21 protein-coding genes and 1 pseudogene are annotated in these 22,471 nt (G+C 41.8%); 13 read left to right on the forward strand and 9 right to left on the reverse strand.

Translation table 11 applies throughout. The annotated features are described in order from the left end of the window. Window positions 1-13: 13 nt before the first annotated feature. A pseudogene (locus ACFG4S_RS10710) lies at window positions 14-463 on the reverse strand (ketosteroid isomerase family protein); the annotation flags it as partial. 198 nt (window positions 464-661) lie between these two features. Between ACFG4S_RS10710 and ACFG4S_RS10715 the strand changes: the two are divergent. After that, window positions 662-1,324 (forward strand): DUF4082 domain-containing protein, encoded by a 663-nt coding sequence (locus ACFG4S_RS10715; RefSeq protein ID WP_392534772.1) that lies wholly within the window; start codon window positions 662-664, stop codon window positions 1,322-1,324. A 35-nt stretch (window positions 1,325-1,359) separates the two neighbouring features. On the opposite strand, the gene ACFG4S_RS10720 is transcribed toward ACFG4S_RS10715, so the two are convergent. The 3 genes from ACFG4S_RS10720 to ACFG4S_RS10730 all read right to left on the reverse strand — a co-directional run bounded on the left by ACFG4S_RS10720 (window position 1,360) and on the right by ACFG4S_RS10730 (window position 4,039). Continuing rightward, window positions 1,360-1,998, reverse strand: coding sequence for a glutathione S-transferase family protein (locus tag ACFG4S_RS10720; RefSeq protein ID WP_392534773.1), 639 nt, complete (start codon window positions 1,996-1,998; stop codon window positions 1,360-1,362). 255 nt (window positions 1,999-2,253) lie between these two features. Continuing rightward, a complete protein-coding gene (locus ACFG4S_RS10725; RefSeq protein ID WP_392534774.1) occupies window positions 2,254-3,114 on the reverse strand; it encodes an alpha/beta fold hydrolase in 861 nt (286 codons plus the stop codon). Between the two features lie 691 nt (window positions 3,115-3,805). Continuing rightward, a complete protein-coding gene (locus tag ACFG4S_RS10730) occupies window positions 3,806-4,039 on the reverse strand; it encodes a hypothetical protein (protein ID WP_392534775.1) in 234 nt (77 codons plus the stop codon). A gap of 160 nt (window positions 4,040-4,199) precedes the next feature. Between ACFG4S_RS10730 and ACFG4S_RS10735 the strand changes: the two genes are divergently transcribed. Further along, window positions 4,200-6,350 carry an NAD(P)/FAD-dependent oxidoreductase gene (locus tag ACFG4S_RS10735; protein ID WP_392534776.1) on the forward strand — a complete coding sequence of 717 codons (2,151 nt, stop codon included), beginning with the start codon at window positions 4,200-4,202 and terminating at the stop codon, window positions 6,348-6,350. A 61-nt stretch (window positions 6,351-6,411) separates the two neighbouring features. Here ACFG4S_RS10735 and ACFG4S_RS10740 read toward each other — a convergent pair whose 3' ends face one another. Continuing rightward, window positions 6,412-7,896: a hypothetical protein gene (locus ACFG4S_RS10740; protein ID WP_392534777.1), complete on the reverse strand. Its 1,485-nt coding sequence runs from the start codon at window positions 7,894-7,896 to the stop codon at window positions 6,412-6,414. Window positions 7,897-8,565: 669 nt separating this feature from the next. Here ACFG4S_RS10740 and ACFG4S_RS10745 point away from each other — a divergent pair. Together ACFG4S_RS10745 and ACFG4S_RS10750 are read left to right on the forward strand one after the other, a co-directional pair. Further along, window positions 8,566-8,745 carry a helix-turn-helix domain-containing protein gene (locus ACFG4S_RS10745; protein WP_392534778.1) on the forward strand — a complete coding sequence of 60 codons (180 nt, stop codon included), beginning with the start codon at window positions 8,566-8,568 and terminating at the stop codon, window positions 8,743-8,745. A 13-nt stretch (window positions 8,746-8,758) separates the two neighbouring features. After that, window positions 8,759-8,944 (forward strand): hypothetical protein, encoded by a 186-nt coding sequence (locus ACFG4S_RS10750; protein ID WP_392534779.1) that lies wholly within the window; start codon window positions 8,759-8,761, stop codon window positions 8,942-8,944. 96 nt (window positions 8,945-9,040) lie between these two features. On the opposite strand, the gene ACFG4S_RS10755 is transcribed toward ACFG4S_RS10750, so the two are convergent. Beyond that, window positions 9,041-9,319: a hypothetical protein gene (locus tag ACFG4S_RS10755; RefSeq protein ID WP_392534780.1), complete on the reverse strand. Its 279-nt coding sequence runs from the start codon at window positions 9,317-9,319 to the stop codon at window positions 9,041-9,043. Between the two features lie 940 nt (window positions 9,320-10,259). On the opposite strand from ACFG4S_RS10755, the gene ACFG4S_RS10760 reads away from it, so the two are divergent. Together ACFG4S_RS10760 and ACFG4S_RS10765 are read left to right on the forward strand one after the other, a co-directional pair. After that, the gene (locus tag ACFG4S_RS10760; protein ID WP_392534781.1) at window positions 10,260-10,976 is read left to right on the forward strand and encodes a conjugal transfer protein TrbI; all 717 of its coding nucleotides are present in this window, start codon (window positions 10,260-10,262) and stop codon (window positions 10,974-10,976) included. A gap of 362 nt (window positions 10,977-11,338) precedes the next feature. Then, a complete protein-coding gene (locus tag ACFG4S_RS10765) occupies window positions 11,339-12,577 on the forward strand; it encodes an S-layer homology domain-containing protein (protein WP_392534782.1) in 1,239 nt (412 codons plus the stop codon). 538 nt (window positions 12,578-13,115) lie between these two features. Here ACFG4S_RS10765 and ACFG4S_RS10770 read toward each other — a convergent pair. Next, on the reverse strand, window positions 13,116-14,471 hold the full coding sequence (locus ACFG4S_RS10770; protein ID WP_392535958.1) for a sensor histidine kinase: 1,356 nt from the start codon (window positions 14,469-14,471) through the stop codon (window positions 13,116-13,118). A 286-nt stretch (window positions 14,472-14,757) separates the two neighbouring features. On the opposite strand from ACFG4S_RS10770, the gene ACFG4S_RS10775 reads away from it, so the two are divergent. Further along, window positions 14,758-15,075, forward strand: coding sequence for a DUF3155 domain-containing protein (locus tag ACFG4S_RS10775; RefSeq protein WP_392534783.1), 318 nt, complete (start codon window positions 14,758-14,760; stop codon window positions 15,073-15,075). A 567-nt stretch (window positions 15,076-15,642) separates the two neighbouring features. On the opposite strand, the gene ACFG4S_RS10780 is transcribed toward ACFG4S_RS10775, so the two are convergent. Continuing rightward, complete coding sequence (locus ACFG4S_RS10780) at window positions 15,643-16,173, reverse strand: cofactor assembly of complex C subunit B (RefSeq protein ID WP_392534784.1); 531 nt, start codon at window positions 16,171-16,173, stop codon at window positions 15,643-15,645. A 52-nt stretch (window positions 16,174-16,225) separates the two neighbouring features. Next, window positions 16,226-16,573, reverse strand: coding sequence for a PadR family transcriptional regulator (locus ACFG4S_RS10785; RefSeq protein WP_392534785.1), 348 nt, complete (start codon window positions 16,571-16,573; stop codon window positions 16,226-16,228). Between the two features lie 743 nt (window positions 16,574-17,316). Here ACFG4S_RS10785 and ACFG4S_RS10790 point away from each other — a divergent pair. From ACFG4S_RS10790 to rpsN, 6 genes are all read left to right on the forward strand, one after another. Then, window positions 17,317-17,895: a DUF3611 family protein gene (locus tag ACFG4S_RS10790; RefSeq protein WP_392534786.1), complete on the forward strand. Its 579-nt coding sequence runs from the start codon at window positions 17,317-17,319 to the stop codon at window positions 17,893-17,895. A 202-nt stretch (window positions 17,896-18,097) separates the two neighbouring features. Then, window positions 18,098-18,436, forward strand: coding sequence for a hypothetical protein (locus ACFG4S_RS10795; RefSeq protein ID WP_392534787.1), 339 nt, complete (start codon window positions 18,098-18,100; stop codon window positions 18,434-18,436). Between the two features lie 192 nt (window positions 18,437-18,628). Beyond that, window positions 18,629-19,909: a serine--tRNA ligase gene (serS, locus tag ACFG4S_RS10800; protein WP_392534788.1), complete on the forward strand. Its 1,281-nt coding sequence runs from the start codon at window positions 18,629-18,631 to the stop codon at window positions 19,907-19,909. A gap of 399 nt (window positions 19,910-20,308) precedes the next feature. Then, window positions 20,309-21,409: an RIP metalloprotease RseP gene (gene rseP, locus ACFG4S_RS10805; protein WP_392534789.1), complete on the forward strand. Its 1,101-nt coding sequence runs from the start codon at window positions 20,309-20,311 to the stop codon at window positions 21,407-21,409. A gap of 16 nt (window positions 21,410-21,425) precedes the next feature. Next, complete coding sequence (nth, locus tag ACFG4S_RS10810) at window positions 21,426-22,082, forward strand: endonuclease III (RefSeq protein WP_392534790.1); 657 nt, start codon at window positions 21,426-21,428, stop codon at window positions 22,080-22,082. Window positions 22,083-22,150: 68 nt separating this feature from the next. Then, entirely contained in the window at window positions 22,151-22,453 is a 303-nt protein-coding gene (rpsN, locus tag ACFG4S_RS10815; protein ID WP_114081875.1) for a 30S ribosomal protein S14, read from the forward strand. The last annotated feature ends 18 nt before the right edge of the window (window positions 22,454-22,471 follow it).

Raw genomic sequence — 22,471 nt, forward strand, 5'->3', positions numbered from 1 at the left:
TCAGAAAGCTTTTCTACCGAACAAATCCCAAGTTCAGTAGTTCCTGGGGAGATGCCAGCAAATCGATCGCCACAAAGAAAATCTTGCCTTGAGGATTGAGTAAAAACCGCCATGCTAAGTTAATACCAATACTCTCAGCAAACCAAGGAGTTTGCACTTTACCCGTCACTTTAATGTGGGTGAACTCTCCTTCTGCTGATTCAGACACTCCTCGCTCAGGAATCAGCTTCAGTCCATAGCATTCTTCACGCATATATGCGAGGATCGACTCATGACCCACAATCGGTTGCTGAAAAGGAGGTTGCAGGGCACCATCTTCAGTAAATAAAGCTACAGCCCCCTGGAAATCAAAGGCGTTCATATTCTCCATATAGCTTAGGATTGTTAGATTATTGATGCCCTGAATATCGATCTTGGCTCGTGGTGCGATATCTTTAGGAGCAACAACAGGTTCTTTGACTTGTAATTTATTCCGAATCGTTTCTCAGCAAGCTTTTTGATACTTAACGACAAAAGTCAGATTCACGTACAAATTCAATGTCGCTAAACTAACCTTTAGTTTAAGTTTCTGTGAAGTTGCTAAAAAAGCTTTACAGATACAAGTAGTCTATTTTACTGTGAAGAATATCAAATGTTAAATGGTTACCAGGAAAATAAAATTATGACTGTAAATGTACTGAAAAGCTTATCAATGGCTGCTCCTTTGGTATTGGCAACAACTTTACTTTCTGCGCCATCTGTATACGCAGATGAAGCGATACAGAGTTTGACGGGTGGAAGTAGCTTCTCAGCTTTTAATGGTACAAATCAAACAATTGGTTGGTCATTTACTGCTAATGACAACCTCTCAGTTACTGCATTAGGTTTTTACGATCAAACTCTTGCGAATCCTCTATCACAATCGCACTTAGTTGGTTTGTGGACATCGGATGGGAATTTACTAGCTTCAACAACTGTCCAGACCACCAGTCCACTAACTGGAAGCTTTCGTTACCAGGATATTACATCAGTCAATCTTCTTGCTGGAATGTCATACGTTATTGGTGCAGCAATAACTAGTCCATTTAGTGATATTTATAGGGTTCCCGCATCTGTAAGTACGGCTCCAGAAATTACTCTCACCGGTAGCGCCAGAAATGGTTCATCCCAAGGGTTTAGTTTTCCTTCAACGCTGACAGCAGGTAACGGTAGGATTGGCCCCAATTTCAAATTTGAGGTAGTTACCCAAGCTGTTCCCGAACCCACCTCCCTGATTGGTATCTTAGGCTTAGGTGCTTTCGGCATCACCTCTGTTCGTAAACGCAAGCAATTAGTTGGAGAATAAACGAACGGACAGTGGTTAGTCGAGTTCTATTTTCCTTATATGGTCTTGGCGAAATCGTATCTACCCCCACGTTCAAGGGCACGTTCGTAAGCAGGTCGTGCATGGATGCGCTCGATAAATTGCTTAATCTTTGGTCGGCTAGAGATGAGTTCGGCTTGCATACCGACCAATTCCAAAGGAAAGCTCATTTGGATATCGGCGGCGGTGAATTCTTCACCTGCAAACCACGTACTCTTACCAAGTTCACCTTCTATGTAGTTAAAGTGAAGCTCGATCTGGGGCGCAATAAATGCGCTGTTGGCACTGCCGTCACCTGCCCCAAAACGGTTGAAGATGAGGTTCATCACTAGAGGGGGCATTGCAGAGCCTTCAGCGTAATGCAGCCAATACGTATAGCGCAAACGTTCCTTAGTACCGAATGCTGGGATTAACCGACCATTGCCGTAGCGACCCACTATGTATTCAACGATCGCGCCTGACTCAGCGACCGTCTTTTCATCATCTGTAATCACTGGTGACTTGCCGAGCGGATGGATTTGGCGCAGCGATGCTGGTGCTAGCATCGTCTTTTGGTCGCGTTCGTAGAACTCGATCTTGTATTCGATACCTAATTCTTCAAGTAGCCATAGCACCCGCTGCGATCGCGAGTTATTGAGATGATGGACAACGATCATAATAAATAGCTACTTTTTCACTTCGAGGGTTGTTAGAAGCTTTTGTTCACCTCAAGTTATCATCAGTTCCTGCACTTTTCATCTATCTGGTGGTTTGTCTTGGGTATTAAGTAGAGGTAGATCGAGTGATTAGGAATTGGTCATAATTATGACATGAACAAGGTTTGATCAAATGTCAGAACCTTTTTCAGACTCTTCTCAACTAACTGTGCAAAGGGCGAGTCAAGAAACATCACATCCTAACTACGAATTGAGCTAACGTTTATAAACCAAGAAACCTGCGATCGCATCCAAAAGTGCTTCTGGCTCATCTGCACGGATCAAATGACTGCTATTCTCAAAAATTCTCAAATCGCTATTAGGTATTGCCTGAGCAATTTCTTCAGAAAATTCTGGGGCGCAAATCCAGTCATATCGACCTGCAATAACTAAAGTGGGTGCGGTAATTTTGTGTAACTGGTCAAGAATATTGTAGTGGCGGAGGAAACCGCCAAAAGCAACATTAATCGCATCAACTGAGAGAATATTCCGCTGCCAAGCAATGGCTGAAATTGTGGGATCGTATCTTAGCGAATACATTGGTCCCAACACTTGAAAATATTGTCTTAGCTGTTCTTCATTTTCAAAGTTCCCATCCCAAAGTCGTTGAGCGATCGCTTTTTGTTCTTCAGTTCCCTTTGATGCCAGGATTTCCTTAGCCCTTTCTAAAAAGCCACTATGGGCTGTCGTGGCAATTACAATCAGATGAGAGACATTCTGAGGATAGCGAACTGCATAAGTCAGAGCCACCATACCACCGTAAGAACCGCCAATCACAACAATTTTATCCAGACCAAGGTGTTGGCGTAATGCTTCCATGTCTTCAACATTATTGTCTAGAGTATAGGTTTCTTTAGGTCCACGGGCAGACCTTCCTTGACCGCGATGGTCAAAATAGACTAGTTGTAGTTTTCGGCTTAAAGTCGAGAAGGTTGGTTTGAAGGAAGTATGATCCGCACCTGGTCCCCCATGAATTAGAAAGGCGACAGGTTTAGAGTATATCCTCGCACCATCCACAACTAATGCAGAACCTTCCACATCAAAGAAAATCTCTGTATCTCGTATTTTCGCTCGCATTTTTCGGATTGTATAAAATCATATGAATTAAATATATACAAGTACGTGGACAAAATTAAATTCAATCATGGAGACAGGGAATAGCGAACACAAAAAAATGTGTGTAATTAATTCTGTTTAAGTATTTACTTATTTTGATAGTACGTGAGCTACCATCACCGCCATAAAAAAAAGCCCCCTTCCGAGGGGCTTTTGATCTGGTTTATATTTCTTCCAAAAACAGAAGAGCGTGATTTAGTTTCCGTATAAGGATTTCTGTATATCTGACCATAGTAGCAACTGAATCAGTGAATGCTAAGGGCGATTACTGAATCTTCAAAATCGCTTCACAAGAACTGAATCAATCTACTGATTTTCAAGACTTTGGCGATCTCACTTTCGCTTTCGCATTGCTTTTGTTTCCTCTCTAGCAGACGCTGAACGCGATCGCCTCTATTTTATGAGGGCAATGGCACAATTGGAAGCAATCGTTGTATTTCTGACTTTAAAAATAGTCCGGCTTTACTAACACCAGGTTAAATTAAGAGCTTTTGTGCCGTGAACGTAAAAATAGCACATCAATTGTCCATTTCCGACAGATAATCATTCTCACGTAACAGCGAAAATGCGATCGCCAATATTTAAATATTTAAATATAAATCTTTCAATTTAAATTTTTGTCTGCTGCAACCCGATCGCCAAGGGCCAAATTCTAAGAAAACTTTTCCCAAGATTGGGCAACTAATTGGCTCAACCAGCGACGTTGTTGCTGATCCAACAATGGATCTTCCGCTAGCAGTTGGGCAGTTAATTCTTCCAAAGATTGACCTTGAGCGCGGACAATCTTAATAACTCCAGCGATCGCGCTGGCAACTAATTCTTCATCAATTGGCTGTTGTCGCAGAGCTACAATTTCTTGGGGACTGTCTGGAATGGGATAATGCATGGCGTAGGTTTACACTTTTACAAAATGAACAATAAATTTGACAAAATCTTAAAATTTCTTCACTGAATCTTTACGTAACTAATAGGGCGGAGTTTACCTTACTTTGCGCCTTCATAAAATCTGTCTTTGTGAATAGATTCATTGGAAATGTCAGGAAAAGATGAGAGAAATCCTTTATTTAGAAATTCCAACTTCGGATATCGCTGCTGTACGTAGCTGGTTGCAAACAGATTTTGAACCTCCAAATGGGGAAAAACTGCTGACATCAGAAGGCTTCCGCCTCAAAATTACTACGGCTACTACAACTTCTAGCGAGGTGATTTCCGAAAATTTACCTGGAGAACTTTCAGTATTTGTTTGGTCGGTGCAACGAACTACCTATTTAAAAGTGTTTCGTTGGGCAGAACAACCCTTTCCCCAAGAGAAAGAAGTTCTACAATACCTCACTAAAGAAATCAGAAGCCATTTTCCGCATCATTACCCGGAACCGCCAGTTATTGATTTATCCCAGCAATCGATTTTTGCAGCCCTAGCCCCTTATTACCCTCTTACCGTCAAATATTTTCAGAAAATGCCCAACGGGGAATATGACCTCAAACGTGCCTACTGGTGGGAGCAGCGATGGCGCGAAGGGGTACGAAATCCACAACAGCCGCGACAGGTTGTGTTTTCGAGTCAAGGGGACAAGGGGACAAAAGTCAACAGTCAGCAGTCAACAGTCAGCACTCCCAATGTCCCATCCTCAATGCCCCATGGCCAATACGATCTGATTTATATCGGCGGCGCACTAGGTGTCATCCATGCAGCAGTGATGGCAAAACTAGGATATAAAGTCTTGCTACTGGAACGAATGCCTTTTGGGCGGATGAACCGAGAATGGAATATTGCCCGTGATGAAATTCAAAGCTTACTTAACTTGGGTTTAATCACCCCCGCAGAATTAGAAACCATCATTGCCAGAGAATACAAAGATGGATTCAATAAGTTTTTTGATGCCAATAATCCAACTAAATTGCGATCGCCTATATTGCACACACCCACAGTCCTAAATTTAGGATTAGATTCCGAAAAATTGCTGCAACTATGCGGACAAAAGCTACAAGCAGCAGGTGGTGAAATTTGGGATGAAACAGAGTTTATCCGTGCAGATATTAATGAACCACAAGTTGTTTTAAAAGTCAAGCATTTACCTAGTGAAATCGAGAAAGAAGTAACTGGGCGACTACTAATAGATGCGATGGGAAGCGCATCCCCAATTGCTTGGCAATTAAATGGCGATCGTGCCTTTGACAGTGTGTGTCCAACAGTAGGAGCGGCAATTGAGAGCGGATTTGAACCGGGGGTATGGGATTCTGAGTATGGAGACGTTCTTTACAGTCATGGGGATATTTCGCGGGGAAGGCAGTTGATTTGGGAATTGTTTCCCGCACAAGGTGAGGAACTGACAATTTATTTATTTCATTACCACGAAGTCAATGCTGAAAATCCTGGTTCATTGCTAGAGATGTACGAGGACTTTTTCACGATTTTGCCAGAGTATCGCCGATGCGATATGGACAAATTAGTCTGGAAAAAGCCGACATTCGGCTATATTCCGGGACATTTTAGTGTCGGGAGTAGCGATCGCAAAGTCGCCTTTGATCGATTAATTGCGATCGGTGATGCCGCATCACTCCAGTCTCCCTTGGTTTTCACCGGTTTTGGTTCTCTGGTTCGTAACTTAGAGCGCTTAACAACACTGTTGGATATCGCCCTCAAGCATGACCTATTAAGTTTCCGACACTTAAACCAAATTCGTGCTTATCAAAGTAACGTTTCAGTAACTTGGCTCTTTTCTAAAGGGATGATGGTACCCACAGGGAAATTTTTACCACCCCAGCGGGTAAACGCCATGCTGAATACCTTCTTTGGGTTGTTAGCAGACGAACCCCAAGAAGTCGCAGATAACTTTATTAAAGACAAGTGTGATTGGTTAACTTTTAACCGCCTAGCACTCAAAGCAGCGAGAAAAAATCCTGCCTTGCTTTTATGGATTTGGGAACTGGCTGGGCCTAAGGATTTAGTGAGATGGCTCGGTAGTTATTTTAACTTCTCTCGTCATGCCTTAGTGAGTGCTTTACTAAGTCCGTGGTTCCCGCAATTCTTGAGCCGGGTAGGTTCTTGGTTGGAACCCCGGAATCCGGCATTGTGGTTGAGGCTGTTAGCGATTAATTACGCCATCGCCACAGGTAAACCGCGATCGGGCACTCCGATAACAAAAATTAGCTCAGAAGCCATAATTCCAAAATCAGAAACAAGGATTCTTAATTAGGGATTGGGTATGGGGTGGAGGGGTACGGAAGAATTTCTAACTCCTCACTCCTCACTCAGCACTACTCCTTCCCCTTGGGGCGAAAATTTGGTAGTTCCACAGATGCCAAAGACTTGCGCCCTTTGGGTGGACGCTGGGGATAAACCACGGGTGATGGTGAACTGACATCATTGGCGTTATCATCGGATGACTCTGGAGACAATTCCAACTGTGTCAATTGTGAAACTTCTGACCAGTAATCTTCAGTTTCTTCAACAAAGACCTTGGCATGAGATGAAGTAGAGGTGGTTGCAGGGGGATTGATTTCTGCCTCCAATTGCTCCTCCTGGGGATTTTCTACTTGCTCATCATTATGTAAAATTGTTGCTAAAGTTTCCCAGATAGGCGCATCATCTACATTACTATTTACATCCGTTTTTGTCTCAACCGATGGTGATGCAGATACTGGCTGGGAGGTAAAAAACATTTGGATGAGACTATCTAATTGCTGATCTAAGTTTGACGACTCCAAAGGTGAAACAGCTTCGGTTTTATCTGGGGAATCGTCAATTTTGGAAGATGGGACAGGTTGTGCTGGTGCTGGTGTGTTTTCCTTAACTGACCAATTCCAAGAAGATGAAGGAGTAGGAGTAGGTTCATTTCTTTGGAATGGAACTGGTGGTGAAGGTTCCCCCCAAGAAGTATCTACATTATCAGTCAATGATTCTGGTTCCGCTGACCAAGGTTGAATCGGTTGTGCGTTAGGAAACAAAGACCGAGCTTTTCGAGAAAATCTTCCTTGTGAGGAGGTGATATCTTTAGGATGTTTTGCAGTATCGTCTAAGGAATCATACCCAGGAACAGGTGTATCTAGACATTTTTCCAGAGCCGCTTTAAATTGTAGGGTCTGGCGTTGTTGGCGCATAAGTCTAGTGCGTAACTCCCGACAAATATTGTCTGATTGCAATAACTGTTGAGACTGTTCGCTGTTAGTGGTGTGTAGCAACGTACATTCCCTTTCTAGCTGGGCAAGGCGTTGCTGGCTAATTTCTAGTTGCGCTTTATGAGTTTCAATGAAAATTTCCTGGCGTTGAACAGTTTGTACAGCAGTTTCTAATTGTTGAAATAACGATTTTATTTGTTCTTGGGCGGCAGCTAGTTCTTGAGTTTGTTGGTTGAGCATCGACTCACTAACGCTAGAACGCGTTTTCTGCCACTGCAAAACCTTTTCGGACTCAGCTAGGTTGTCTTTTAGCTGTTCTACTTGTTCGTACAAGTTATTGTTAGCCACACGCAATTCTTCATTCAATGCCAGCAGGTTGTGAAATTCTGAGTCAAGAAGTGCTTGTTTGCCGCTTTCAGGCTCTGCAACCCAGTCCTGCTGGGTAGTATCTTCCGAAAATTGTGTATCTTCAGCTGGCATGAGGAGTGGCAATTTTGAAATTGCCATATTGTCATTAGGCACAACCGAGTAAAAGGGACAATTCGCCTGCTTTAATTGTGGCGAATTAGCAGAATTTAGGGATTCCATCACAGTCCCCTTATTTGAGGTGTCAGCTTCATTCATCACTCTTGACCCACTCGCTTAAAAATATTCAGCAGTGCTGGCGTTAGCATTGCTTATTAACTGTGTCCGATCGGGGTTTGCTCTAGAAGCTAAGTTTAACTCTCTCTAAGCACCAGTAATTAGTAATCAATTGGTTATTACCCATTTTGTATCTAGACTGATGCCGTTATAACACTATGAGGCTCTTCCCCGTCAAGAAGAGGCAGATGCGGAATTCGAATTACCTTTGGGGATGAGCGGGAGAGAATAGAAACCCAATACTTAAACCAATTAGTTGTTTTTTACCTAAAACCTAAAATTTAGTTGAAAACTAAATTGTATTGGCTAATAAAGCTTTATCTACCTTAAATTAAAAGTTAATAATTATAACATTTTATTTTCTATAATTACATCTTCCTTAAATTTTAAATGAAAAATGTATTCGCAGAGACATTTTTATACTTACTCACTTGCTTACTTAGGATTGATTTCAGTATCAGTATCTGATTGACAAGTCGGTCAACCAAAAAAAACGTAAGATAGATAGAGTGCAGAAATTAAGTGATAGCTGATGCATAAGGCGTTAAGAATAATACTAACTGCTGAAGAAAGCCTGACACTAAAAGAACTCAGTTGTGCTGATAAAGTACCACAAAGTAACACGTCGAACCAAACTCTCGAGCGATCGCTTTGCGCCTCAATGCCCACGCATGGAATGTACGTAAGATTGCAAAGTATTTAGGTTGGGCACAACAAACGGTCAGGCAGACAATAAAACGCTGGCAAGTTCAGGGGTTAGGAGGTTTGTGGGAAGCGCCAGGACGCGGAAAAAAACGAAAGAATACTACTTCTGAACGCAACTTAGTATGAGAAATTAAGAGTAGTGGTGATTAAATATCGTACTACTCATAATTGGCAGTTCAGCGATGGACAGAAGAAATTAGTAAACCAGTATTACAATGCTAATAAGTTTTTAGTAGATTGTTTGAATAGTGATTGTTATATCATCCGCGAAGTACGACAGCAAATAGAAAATACCTTGCTATCTATTACCGATCGCAGAGATTAAACAGCGTCAACAGGAATATTAAATACCCATGTAGCACATAGATTATGTTTCAGTCCTACAGGTAATTTATTCGTTATTTTTGTTAACTATCTGTTGTTATTCCAATTTCTCTTTAGCTAATACTGAATTCTCCGGTAAATCCAAAGAATTCCCCTGACAATAAATATAACCATTTGTGATAGAAATACCAAACATTTGTCTCATGATTTTGGTTGCTTCTTTTCTCTCTTCATCTGTCAAGTAATCCTGACCTTTAAAACCTACCCGATAACGTTGAGGATTTCCGCCAGCATTTACGTAGCGATGCTTTCCAATTTCTAAAATTTCTTGGAACCTAGCATACTTTTGTTTTTGCTTTTCAGTCGAATTTGTCATAATTAGAACTTCCAAATAGCTAGAATAATATCACAATTTTGCAAAATACTAGCCAGAAGATTAGGCTGTAGCTAAGTCAATACTGCTCGGATAAGCAGGGCAGGTAGAGGAAGCAAAACTCTTCTCCTGCCTCCATTTCTCCTCCTGCTCAAGAACAGCTTGCCTCAACCAATAAATTCCAAAACCTACGCAGTTTTGGGAGGTAAGTAACTTGGCGTTAAAAAATCAATCTATGTAGCGAAGTGTAAACTTAGCAAAGAGCTTATAAATGAATCGTTCAGGGTTTTTTACAAAACTCAATATACCTTGTTTTTATTGTGCCTACTTACCTAATTATTTACTAATTGCCACTATCTTCATCATAGAACAAATTACCAAGTAAATCTAGAGTAATAAGTGCGTTCATAGTCAATTTTTGCAGTTCACTCAGTATCATCAGTGGTTATTTAATAAAATTGACTTGAGCGATTCTCTGAAAAAAGTACTTACCAACTACTAAGAAATAAATCTATAGTAATTCTATTTGATTTATCTAAGTTCCAAGCCTTATCTCTTCGAGTTCTCTAACAAATCTGGGTTCTAGTTGTTCACAAATAATTTAAGATTGCTATAGAATAGAAGTAAGAGTTGGTATTAAGTCTGCTTATCTCTATTCAATGGTGTGAATATGCAGACGTAATGAATAATACTTAGTTCAGAAACAATTAGAGTAATTTTGCGTCCCGCAAGTGTATCGTCTCCTATTTAGCTAGATACATTAGCAAGATAAAAATCCTGAGACACGATATTTAGGATGAGCTACACCTAAGCACAGACTCGTCTTAATTGTCAGCATTTTTACCTTCGGAATATGCTTAAAGTCACGTTTAAAAATGGTCAGAAACAATCTCAGTGAAGCATCGTCATTACACATATCACATACACAAAGGACAACCCACCTATGACTCGCCTACATCACTGGAAATCTGGAACTGCTGCACTTATGGCAATGGCCGTTACTACAACCGTCGTTAGCCCCCTATTCAGCTTGGCTCCTGCTAATGCTCAATCTTATAATATTGGGCAAAACAGAGCTGGGCAATACGGAAACGTTACTATTCCTTCTGGGGTTGCTCTTCCTGTCACCTATGACAAAGAGACAATTACCATTGCCCCTGGTGAAAGTAAATCTCTAACCTTGAGAATAGCGAACGATATTATCGACAGAAATAGAAATGTCTTAATTCCCGCCGGTACTAAAGTAAATGGACGACTAGAAGCTGTTGACTTAGATAGTTATTCAAGAGATACAGATGATAACAAAGGAAAAGGGGTAAGGTTTGTAGCTCAAGAATTAGAATTTCCTAATGGTCAGCGCCAGTCAATTAATGCAACTTCTCGGACATACACTACAACTCAAAAAGTTACACAAGGACCCAGCACAGGTCAGGTTCTAACTGATGCAGCTATTGGTGGGGGTGCTGGTGTTTTAGGTTCGCTACTTACTGGTAATCGCAGAATTGATGATTTAAAACCTGTTATCGGTGCCGCGGCGGGTGCAGGTGCGAGTGTCCTATTGCGGAAAAAAGAAGCAAATATGTTTGTCCTAAGACCTGCACAGGATTTAAAGATTACACTGAATTCTAACTTGAATTTAGTACCATCATCGCGCTACTAGACTTCACTCAATTCAAGTCGTGACTTTAATCACCCCTAATAGGCGATCGCCACTTTAACTATAGTGTGCGATTGCCTTCATTTTTAAACCCCCAAAAAATCTATTTTCAGCAACTATTCTATCTCTCTATTCGTCTTAGCTGATATCGATATTTATGGGAATAATTATTGAATTGGCCTAAGAGTTAATCAGATGCTCAGACTATTTTTAGTCTCTACTCATATTGACAGATATCTTTTAATGATGGCTATCTTACTAAAGTAATGGTTTTGACAAACAGCACAAATAAAAGGGAACCTTATACCTCAGTAAATGTCTAATTAATTAACAGTAAAAAACTAATTGTGACGGAGTAAAAAATAATGTTTAACTTAAATCGTTGGCAATCTAGAACAGCTACGCTGATGGCTTTGAGCGTTACAGTTGGGACTATAGCACCCTTCATGACAGCGGCACCATCTTTTGCTCAAACTACTTTTTCTGATGTTTCATCTAACTATTGGGCAGCAGAATTTATTCAACAATTATCACAGCGAGGTGTAATTGCTGGGTTTCCTGATGGTAGCTTCCATCCTGAAGAACCGGTAACACGCGCTCAATTTGCTGCTATGGTAAACAAAGCTTTCCAAAAAGCACAGCAGCGATCGCCAATCAGTTTTACTGATGTGCCTAGCAACTATTGGGCATCCAGTGCCATTCAACAAGCCTATACCATTGGTTTCCTATCAGGATATCCCGGCAATCGTTTTGAGCCTAACCAAGCTATTCCCCGCCAACAGGTGTTAGTTTCACTCGCTAACGGTCTCGACTATGCTCCCGTCAATACCGAAAGCACTCTGCAATACTTCAATGATGCCTCTAGCATCGCTAGCTACGCCCGTAGCCCGATCGCCGCAGCAACAGAAAAGCAAATTGTGGTGAACTATCCTAATGTGAAGTTCCTCAATCCCACTGCAACCGCCACTCGCGCCCAAGTAGCAGCTTTTATTTACCAAGCGTTAGTCAGTTCTAATCAAGCCTCAGCAATTAACTCGCCCTATGTTGTGGCTCTTGGCTCTACTACCCCAACGCCTACATCTGTCACAATTGCCCAAGGGACTGCTATCCCTGTGAAGTATGACAAGGCGCAAAAAATTCTGGTCACAAAGGACGAAACAGCGCCTTTGACACTCACAGTATCGCAAAACGTGGTTACGCAAGACGGATCTGTAGTCATTCCTGCTGGTAGTCAAGTTATCGGTCAACTCAAACCCGCTACAGGTGGTTCTCAATTCGTTGCCCAGAAACTGGTTTTGACCACAGGTCAAGAATATCAACTTAACGCTACTTCTGAAGTGATTACCAAAACTGAAAGCGTCAACAAGGGTACTAGTACTACTTCAATTATTAAAGATACCGTATTGGGCGCAGGAGCCGCCGCTGCCGTCTCTGCCGTCACAGGCGATCGCGCCATTGCCACAGAAGAAGTCTTGGGTGGTGCTGGTATTGGTGCGTTGATTGGTCTATTCTTTGGTAAAAAGAGTGTAGACTTAATCGCAATTGACCCAAATACCGATCTACAAATGACAATCAATCAAAACTTGTTGGTTTCAGTCAGATAAGCATTGGTTATGGGGCATAGGGCATTGGGGATTAGTAGACTTCTTGGATGAATTAAAAGCCCTCACCCTAAATCCCTCTCCCAGCCGTGGGCTACGGTGTACACACAAGTCACCAGTTTTATCCCAATACCCTTGGCATAAGCCAGAAAGCCATCATGTTCTATAGACGCGATAAATCGCGTCTAAAAGACTGACGTGTTAGAGAGACGTGAGAAATCGCCGTCAAGACAGATAATTTACTTGCCAAGTATTCCTTAACAGACTAATATTTCCCACTTGTGTGTACACCGTAGCCCACGGCTGGGAGAGGGACTTTGAAATTGTCTCCAATTCTCCCAATATTTGGGAGAAGGGGTTGAGGCAATACGGTTCGGATAAGCATTTTTCACAATCAAGTGTGGTCTGGGGAAAGGGTAAGGGGTAAAGGCGAAAGGATGTATTCAAAACATCAGTCCCTTTATCTCTTACCCTTTAACCGAACCGTATTGGGGGTTGAGGGATGAGGGCAAGAGGTCTAGTATTTACAAATGACAAATGACTAATTCCCAACTTCTGGTAACCAAATAATAAATGTAGTTCCCGGTCTATTGGGTGAAGTTAGCTGAGAATGAATTGCAGGGCTGAAAACCTCGATTTCGCCCTGCATTTGCTCTATTAATTGTTTAGCGATCGCTAAACCCAAACCTGTACCAGGGATTTCTGTTTGTCCTTGTACACCCCGATAATGCCGTTCTCCAAGATGCTCTAAATCTTCGGCTGGAATACCAGGCCCGTTGTCACTGATGGCAATTCCTAAAAAATTAGCTTTTTTTTGGCCTGCTTGGATCAAAATTTTGCCACCAGTAGGAGTGTATTTCAATGCATTATCAATAATATTATTTAATACTTCTCGTAATGCTTTGATGTTCGCACGTACTAGGGGTAAATTGTGCTTAATTTCAATTATGATTTTTAGCTTTCGTTCTTGGGCGATCGCTTTGGCTGATATTAATAATGGTTCTAATATATCTGCTATGGAACATGCAACTGCTTTATCTCCAGTTCCCGGCAATAATAGCGGTGGTTTAGCATCTTTTTGGACAGTTGCTTCCACAAATACTTCCTTTTCTGCCAGATGTAGCGGTGCTAAATCTGTCTCTGTCAAGTCAATTACTTGCTCGAATTGTTGCAGTAATTCTTGGAGGCGATCGCTTTCCCGCACAATACTATTTGCCACATCTCGGTTAGCATCTGCTGGTCGGAGTCGCTTCAATAGCAGTTTACCAAAAGTCCGCAACGCTGTTAATGGGTTACGAAACTGATGCAACAGGTTATCTAGCAAATCTCGCTGTTTTTCTTGGAGAATTTGCTGTTCGTGTAACTGTTGCTGCAACCATGCTCGTCGCTGATCTAAAATACAAGCGATGGCCAGTGTTTGAGCTATTCGTTGAATCTGACTTTGCTCGTTTTCGTTCCATGCCTGATTTTCCCTACCAGTAACCAATAAACCCATCATCATCCCCTCATAAACCAGAGGTAAAACAATTTGGTTACCCGTAAGTAAGTATTCCTCTTCTAAATGAGGTTGAGATCCATCTGGTATTTGAGACTCCCATGACGAAGTTGAAGATTCCGATCCTGCCTTCAATAACCTTTGACGATCGTTGGGTAATAGCAAGGTATTTCTAACTCGAAGTTGCTTGGGTGCTGTGATCTCAGTAGTTTCCTCTCGTGGCGGTAATAATGCTGTTTCTGGATAAATCACCACAGGAATCAGTTTTGCGTCACCTGAGGGAGTTTCTACCAATTCTTGTGTCAGGTATACAATACTTAAAGTTGCCCCCAGCCCTTGGGTGAGGAGTGCTATTTGCTCTCGGCACAGAGCAAGAAAATCCGAACTGGCAGACATTAACATTTTTTCGTTCTTGCTCAAGATTACAGATTTTAAGGCATGATTAAAAAAGGATAGTTAGTTTTTACCTTATTTTATTTAATACAGCTTAACTAAAATTCTTCTGAGTAATGATTTGTATCAGGAGATTATATTTTAGCGAGTTTTGTATTATCTATTTTCAAAGATACTTACTTTCTTTGAATCAAAAGTTAAAAAAGTGTTGATTTTTTGAACTAGAACTTATATAATGACGACGGATTTTGTAGCTATCACTACAATCTATAGCTTGAAAGAGGAGGACAATAGGTTGGCAAGGAGACGCAAAAGAAAAAGTCGTCGTCGGCAGGAAGGACGGCGGATTCTGGAACATGTGCCTCAATATAGCATCGAAAGTGGTGAAGAAAAACCTGTGACAGCAGCGAGAAGATTCATTCAAGCTGAAGGTATTTTGCCACCTGCGTTGTTACTCGTAAAGCGAAACGAACACACCACAGACCGTTATTTCTGGGCGGAAAAGGGACTGTTTGGTGCTCAATACGTAGAGGAAAACCATTTCTTGTTTCCGAGCTTGAGGGTGTTAGAACCTTCGCCAGGTCAAGAAGCTCTTGCTTTAGCTACTCGCTAAACCATAAATGGTCATCTTACGCATTGAATGCGGCTCCTGACTATAATTAACTGGCAAAGTTGCTAAGTTTATGCAAAATTTAATTTTTTTTTAGTTTGTAGGTGATTTGCCAGTCAACCTAGTCTAGGTAATTGGAAAGTTAACTAGTCTCAAACCACGCTGGATTGCATGGCTTGATATTAGTTTGAATGATGCGGAGGAAGGGAGTAGGTATAGAGCCAAGCGCATCCCAAAGCGCTAGTGAAGTTGCGCTCTTGTCCAATGGATTGTTAAGCAAGCTCTGTCAACAAATTTAAATCGCTCGATTTAAATTTTTCCCCACGACACAAGTTATGGGGAAAATTGACAAAGCAACAGTCTTGACTGACTCCTGACTATCAAACTGGTTGGGGCATCAACCAGTTCGGGAGGCAACGTAAGACAGGCTCAGTCTGCGGTTGCTGTTTGACCGGAGAATCCCTGTACTTTGAGTTCGGGGAGTTATAAGAACACTTTCCATTGCCTCAAGAGTAGATCGGGTCAGAAATCTGCATATCATAGTTAAAAGATGGTCATAAGAACCAATAGTTATTCATTACCCTTTAGCTGTAAAGTCCTTCGTAACTCAGTGAGTTCATCTCGATGGGCAACCACAGTAATTTTACTTGAGGAGGTTTGTTCGCTCTGAGTTGTTTCGACTTTGAGCGACACCTTCTCAAGTCTTCCAGATTTTTTCCAATAAAACAGACCACTCAAAGGTGACAGCAGTACCATTCCAAGAACCACAGTACTGAGGCTAGGAAAAAGTAGGTACACCACTAGTGATAAGCAAACAATACCAATAGCTGCCAGCAGAGTGAGAAATATAGCTAAGAACCAGCTAGGGCGAACATTACCTTCAAAAGTTACTTGGTTTAATTCTCGGTCTACCGCTGCCACTCGGTAAGACCGCGATCGAAAATACTCTTTTAATTGAGACATAAAAGCAGCTTCATTTTCCTCAGAGACCAGGTGCGCTGTTTCTATACGGTCTTTAGTCGAAGCACGAATAAAGAAAAACAGCCCAACCGATAACAACAAGGTTAGTAACAAGGTAGATGGCAGAATAGGAGTATCCATAACTAATTGTTATTGTTTGACTGGAGGAGACTTATTCATTATCAATTATTCGTTACTTGGTTCGCTTGTTAATGTAGTCTTGCCAAAGAAAAGCTAAATCCGGCGCTTGAACTTGCCATTCGGGAGAAACTTGGTACATCCGCCTGGGGCGTCCCCGTCCTTCGAGTTTTTTCCAATATCCAGTGATTGCCCTTTCGTCTTCCAGAAATTTGATTGCACTGTAAAGTACGGTATCCGAAAGCCTATAGGTAGGATATTCAGTCTCTAATCGCTGGATCAACTCGGTTCCGTAGGATTCCCCTTGTAACAAAATAGACAGTATGTAACAAACTGCTAATTCCTGACAAAGGTAAGTTGGCGGAGGATTCTCAAAAAATTGATATATATCCTCAAGTTTCATGGTTAATGAATGGCTAAAAAAATGCCTTAGGGTAAGGTCTACAATCCTCGCAGTCAGTATATATTGCTACTCAGTGATGAATAGCGTATATAAAACTACTAAAGCTAGATTTCCAAACGAAAACACCAAATAATTACCCACACCTCTAAAGTTGTGGGACGAGTTTACGAGTTTGAGGGCACAAAAGAATATACCCGTACTCAAGCTCAATACGGTGTAGTGAGGAGGGAACACACAGTGGCGAAGTCACTGTTTTGGTGTGTAAGTGATGCCGAACTCGTTAGAACTGTTTAAGCAATAAGATACCATCGAAGAAATTCTACAGGTAAAATGCTATTTTGTCTGTAAAAATTAATAAACACTTTGTATTACAGTGATTTTCCCAATGCAGATTCTAAAAGCTTAAGGTAAAGAATATGTCTGGGTTAAGGCTACTATGCTGATGGACACAGCTAAAAAGTAATCATTACTGATTCTCTGGATTTGTGATTCTCTTGTCCTATCTGGTAAATGTGATAGTAAATTTATCAAAGAGGGCATGGGGGAAAACAGTTCCGAGTTCTGAGTAAAGAACTGAAATTTCCCATTCACTACTCAGCACGGGCTAAACCTTAGCTATCCGCTAATAGCACTCCTGAGGGGTATGGGGCATGGGGCATTGGCCAAACAGGCATTGCATTGATATCTCCCTTGTCCCCATGTCTTCGTTTCCCTTAAAAGCACTTAGCACATTTGTAAACAGTATGTCACAAACTCCCGATGCCCCATCATCTTCATCTACTCTCCGGGCAATTGCCCAAACTTTTCGCCTTATAGGTTGGATTAGCTTTTGGATTCAGCTAGTACTAGGTGTTGTTTCTGGCATAATTGTGTTGCTGTTCGCCATCTTTAGTCAGAAAGCTGGTAGTCCCAGTAATAATGCGGGGACTGGCTTTGGTGTATTTTTAGCTGTTTGTGGACTAGTTGTTTTGGGTGGTGGGATTTATTTAGCTTACCGTTACACCAGAATTGGCAAGCAACTTGAATCTTCCAACCCTAGTAACCGCCCTCGGAAAAGCGAGACTGTGCAGGTATTACGCTTAGGACTGTGGGTGAATTTAGGGGGAACGCTGGTGACTCTTTTAGGAGCGCAGGCGATCGTTGGTACGCTGGTAGCAAGATCCATATCTCCCCAAGCGGTAACTACCCAACTTTTTGACCCCACCCGAATTATTAGCGGTTTAGATATGCTTGTGGTACAGGCAAACACCAACACTGTCTCAGCTCACTTTGCAGGGCTTGTGGGGTCACTTTGGCTACTGAATCGCATCAACCGAGCTTAATAAGCTTAAGAAGCGCAAGTCGGGGATAGTAAGTAATTTCCCCGGGTTTTTATTATATTTAGGAAATTAATTGGTAAATTATATCCTATGTTTCCGTAATAAATAGTAGAAGGTGTGAAGAAAACTATAGATTATTTGAAAAAAACATCCGCCTCAAAAGTGGCATAGGAATGATAAACACCTTTTTTGGAAGTTTTACACCATGAAAAATCAGTTTTACACTACAAAAAATCAACCAGCACGGAAATTTAATCAAGAAACTTGGAGATTTGCTGTACAGGTTTTCTTTAGTAGCATTGTGCTGGGGCTGTGCATTTTCAAGCTTGGCTCAGGAGGGGACGACAATAATATTGCCCTTTACTGGGGTGGTTTATCAAGCGTACTTGCATACTGGTTACCTTCACCTGGACAAATTAAAGACGAGAAGGAAGCACCAAATATCACTCAAAGGACATTTGCAGCAGCAAATAACATGAATAGTAATGCTCAGAGTCTCGCTCAGATTACTGAAACGGCAGTAACTCAAAATACTAGTTCGTGATTAATTAAACCGATTATCTGCTTTTGTAGCCCTGGCTGTGATGCTAGGGGAAAATTTTGCTAAGAGCTTAAAACTGATTTTTCTAAAAAACTTTGCTTTTCCAGTCACACCAAACCAAAATTAATATATGCTGGATGCTTATGTGTTAACTGTATTTACAAGAAAATTCTAAGTTAGAAACTAAGAAAATCTGTGCTGGATATTAAGCAAATACGGGAAAATCCCCAATTAATTCAAGAAAGATTGAACAGTCGTAGTGGTAAATACGACATAGAACCGATATTAAAGTTAGATCGGCAACAACGGGAACTTGAGGGGACACGGAGTCAACTTCAAGCCCGTAGCAACGAAATTGGTAAAATTGTTGGGCAAAAGCTTAAATCTGGTATTAACCCTCAAGACCCAGAAATTCAAGCTTTGCGGGATGAAGGTAACTCTCTCAAAGCTACGTTGAGCGAACTGGAACCCCAGGAAAAAAACCTCAAAGCTGAAATTGCCCAACTTGTTTTGGCACTTCCGAATTTACCAAGCGAGTCTACACCCCTTGGTAAAAGTGAGGAAGATAACGTAGAAGTGCGCCGTTGGGGTGATGAGTATATTCCCCAAAATCCGAATATTCTGCCTCACTGGGAAATAGGGGAAAAGCTAGGTATTCTCAATGTTGAGCGAGCTGTGAAAGTTGCCCAGAGTCGATTTGTGACATTGATAGGGGCTGGTGCGGCATTGGAGAGGGCATTAATTCAATTTATGCTGACTGTCCATACTCAAGCCGGGTATGTGGAAGTCAGTCCGCCCTTGTTAGTGAATACTGAGTCTTTGACAGCAACTGGTCAGTTACCCAAATTTGCTGAAGAAAGCTTTAAATGCGCTGATGATAACTTGTGGCTGATTCCGACGGCGGAGGTTCCAGTTACAAATCTCTATCGAGGTGAAATTCTCGCCGCTGAAGATTTGCCTATCTATCACTGTGCTTTTACTCCCTGTTTTCGCCGGGAAGCTGGTAGTTACGGGCGGGATATGCGGGGTTTAATTCGCCTGCATCAATTTAACAAGGTGGAAATGGTGAAATTTGTCGAACCCAGTACGTCTTTTGATGAACTCGAGAAATTGGTAGGGAATGCAGAAGCAATTTTACAGGCGTTGCGGTTGCCTTATCGAGTAGTAAATTTAAGTACTGGAGATTTGGGATTTGCCTCTACCAAAACTTATGATTTAGAGGTTTGGTTACCCTCTTCTGGCAAATATCGGGAAATTTCTAGCTGTTCCAATACTATAGATTTCCAGGCGCGACGGGCTGATATTCGCTTCAAAGAGGCGGGGAAGAAAGGTACCCAGTTTGTGCATACTCTCAATGGTTCGGGTTTGGCGGTGGGAAGGACGATGGCAGCAATTTTGGAGAATTATCAACAACCCGATGGGACTGTGAGGATACCAGAAGTGTTGCAAACTTATTTAGGGCGTGAAGTTTTGTAATTTGTTATTGGTCATTGGTCATTTGTGCTTTGAATAGCAAAGGCAAGAGACGCGAGAAATCGCCGTCTCTACAAATTTCATCAAAAAACCTCAACCGAACCGTATTGCCTATGCCCAATGCCCAATTAGAATGGAAATAAGTATATAGCATTAGATGTAGGTTGGGTGGAGCGGAGCGCAACCCAACACATATCAGAATGTTGGGTTACGCAAAGCCTCCACCCAACCTACAATTTTTTTGCAACATTAAAGCCTTGACAGGCCACTACTAGCTTTAGACGGTAGAACCAGATACGAAAAATCGAACTATGACCAATGACTAATGACTAATACCCAATACTCAATGCCCAATTAGAATGGAAATAAGTATATAGCTTAATATCTTCACAAATTTGCTCTATGTCAGTTTTAGCAGCGATCGCAGTCTTGGCTGTTTTGATCTTGGTACACGAGTTGGGACATTTTGTTGCAGCACGTTCTCAAGGCATTCTGGTTAACCGTTTTTCTTTGGGTTTTGGCCCAGTTCTTTGGAAGTACCAAGGTTCACAAACGGAATACGCTGTCCGCGCCTTTCCCTTGGGCGGCTTTGTCGGCTTTCCCGATGATGACCCCGATAGCGATATTCCACCCAATGACCCAAATTTGCTGCGTAACCGTCCAATTTTAGACCGGGCGATCGTCATCAGTGCCGGAGTGATCGCAAATTTAATATTTGCCTACTTAGTACTAGCTTTGCAATTGGGTATTGTCGGGATTCCCAAGGAATTAAACTATCAAGGTGGTGTCACTGTACAGCCTGTTAATGAAGAATCTATTGCTTATCAAGCAGGGATTAGAGAAGGAGATGTTATTCTGGCTGTGAACGGTCAGGAACTCCCCGCTTCTGAAAAGGCAACTACTTTGCTGACAAAAGAAATTCAAACTCATCCCAATCAGCAAATTGACCTAAAAATTCAGCGTCAAAAACAAGAACAATCCCTGAAATTAACACCAAAATTGGGTGCTGATGGCAAAGGTGTAATTGGTGTGGCACTTAGTCCAAATGCTACAGCAGTTTATCGCCGTCCTAATAGTCCTTTTGAAATTTTCGGCATTGCTGCTAACAGATTTCAACAATTATTTGTTGGGACACTCAGTGGTTTTGGGCAGTTAATTACTAACTTTCAACAAACTGTTGGACAAGTTTCTGGGCCAGTTAAAATTGTCAAAATAGGCGCACAATTAGCTGCTGACAATAGCGCAAATCTGTTATCTTTTGCGGCAATTATCAGTATTAACTTGGCGATCATCAATATTTTGCCTTTACCAGCTTTAGATGGCGGACAACTGGCTTTTCTGCTAATTGAAGGTTTGCGCGGTAAACCTGTGCCTGCAAGGATTCAAGAAGGTGTGATGCAAACTGGTTTGGTGTTACTTTTAGGACTAGGAATTTTTCTGATAGTCAAAGAAACTACCCAATTAACTAGCCAGTTGGAGTGGGTACAAAAGTTATTTCAGTAAAAATAGGGAGTAGGGAGTGGGGAGTAGGAAAGAGAAAGTTTCACCTTTAAAGCAGCGATCGCTAGAAATTTTAGCTCGTCTGAAGCGTCTTTATCCAGATGCTACTTGCTCTTTGAACTACTCAACACCAGTACAACTTTTGGTAGCAACTATTCTCTCGGCTCAGTGTACTGATGAGCGGGTGAATAAAGTGACACCAGATTTATTCGGTCGGTTTCCGGATGCAGCTAGTTTAGCGATCGCCGATTTAGTAGAATTAGAAAACTTGGTGCGTTCAACTGGGTTTTATCGCAATAAAGCTAAGAACATTCAAGGCGCTTGTCGAATGATTGTGAGTGAGTTTAACTCTGTTGTCCCCAACGAAATGGAACAGTTGTTAAAACTTCCAGGGGTGGCGCGCAAAACTGCAAATGTAGTCCTCGCTCATGCTTATGGCATTAATGCTGGAGTGACAGTAGATACTCACGTCAAGCGCCTCAGTCAACGTTTGGGTTTAACTCAAGCAAAAGAACCCGTTCGCATTGAACAAGATTTAATGGGTTTATTGCCGCAAGCAGATTGGGAAAATTGGTCAATTCGGCTGATTTATCATGGTCGGGCTATCTGTAAAGCCCGCTCTCCCGTCTGCATTGCTTGTGAACTGGCCGATTTATGCCCCACTGCTAATAAGTAAGGGCAACCAGAATTGATGTAGAGATTGTAGAATGGAAAATGCTGTCTTTAAATTAAGCTAGAGAATATATGGCAAAAAAGAGCATGATTGAGCGCGAGAAAAAGCGCACCAGATTAATAGAAAAGTATGCTGACAAGCGAGAAGCTCTTCTGGATGAGTTCAGAAGTGCAGCATCTCCTCTAGATAAGCTGGAAATCCACCGGAAGATTCAACAGCTACCTCGGAATAGTGCGCCCACCCGCCACCGCAATCGTTGCTGGTTGACTGGTCGTTCTAGAGGTGTTTACCGCGATTTTGGACTTTCTCGGAACGTGCTGCGTGAATGGGCGCATGAAGGTCTTTTACCTGGAGTTGTTAAGTCTAGTTGGTAATCAAGAATCATTAGTGAT

This window comes from Nostoc sp. C117 (genome assembly GCF_043099735.1).
Lineage (GTDB): Bacteria > Cyanobacteriota > Cyanobacteriia > Cyanobacteriales > Nostocaceae > Nostoc.

Coding starts and splice junctions, on each gene's coding strand:
- ACFG4S_RS10735 (WP_392534776.1), top strand. CDS start 4,200: ATGAGAGAAATCCTTTATTTAGAAATTCCAACTTCGGATATCGCTGCT.
- ACFG4S_RS10720 (WP_392534773.1), bottom strand. CDS start 1,998: ATGATCGTTGTCCATCATCTCAATAACTCGCGATCGCAGCGGGTGCTA.
- ACFG4S_RS10725 (WP_392534774.1), bottom strand. CDS start 3,114: ATGCGAGCGAAAATACGAGATACAGAGATTTTCTTTGATGTGGAAGGT.
- ACFG4S_RS10785 (WP_392534785.1), bottom strand. CDS start 16,573: ATGAAACTTGAGGATATATATCAATTTTTTGAGAATCCTCCGCCAACT.
- ACFG4S_RS10765 (WP_392534782.1), top strand. CDS start 11,339: ATGTTTAACTTAAATCGTTGGCAATCTAGAACAGCTACGCTGATGGCT.
- ACFG4S_RS10755 (WP_392534780.1), bottom strand. CDS start 9,319: ATGACAAATTCGACTGAAAAGCAAAAACAAAAGTATGCTAGGTTCCAA.
- ACFG4S_RS10790 (WP_392534786.1), top strand. CDS start 17,317: ATGTCACAAACTCCCGATGCCCCATCATCTTCATCTACTCTCCGGGCA.
- ACFG4S_RS10760 (WP_392534781.1), top strand. CDS start 10,260: ATGACTCGCCTACATCACTGGAAATCTGGAACTGCTGCACTTATGGCA.
- rpsN (WP_114081875.1), top strand. CDS start 22,151: ATGGCAAAAAAGAGCATGATTGAGCGCGAGAAAAAGCGCACCAGATTA.
- ACFG4S_RS10715 (WP_392534772.1), top strand. CDS start 662: ATGACTGTAAATGTACTGAAAAGCTTATCAATGGCTGCTCCTTTGGTA.
- ACFG4S_RS10780 (WP_392534784.1), bottom strand. CDS start 16,173: ATGGATACTCCTATTCTGCCATCTACCTTGTTACTAACCTTGTTGTTA.
- ACFG4S_RS10795 (WP_392534787.1), top strand. CDS start 18,098: ATGAAAAATCAGTTTTACACTACAAAAAATCAACCAGCACGGAAATTT.
- ACFG4S_RS10770 (WP_392535958.1), bottom strand. CDS start 14,471: ATGTTAATGTCTGCCAGTTCGGATTTTCTTGCTCTGTGCCGAGAGCAA.
- ACFG4S_RS10740 (WP_392534777.1), bottom strand. CDS start 7,896: ATGAATGAAGCTGACACCTCAAATAAGGGGACTGTGATGGAATCCCTA.
- rseP (WP_392534789.1), top strand. CDS start 20,309: ATGTCAGTTTTAGCAGCGATCGCAGTCTTGGCTGTTTTGATCTTGGTA.
- ACFG4S_RS10730 (WP_392534775.1), bottom strand. CDS start 4,039: ATGCATTATCCCATTCCAGACAGTCCCCAAGAAATTGTAGCTCTGCGA.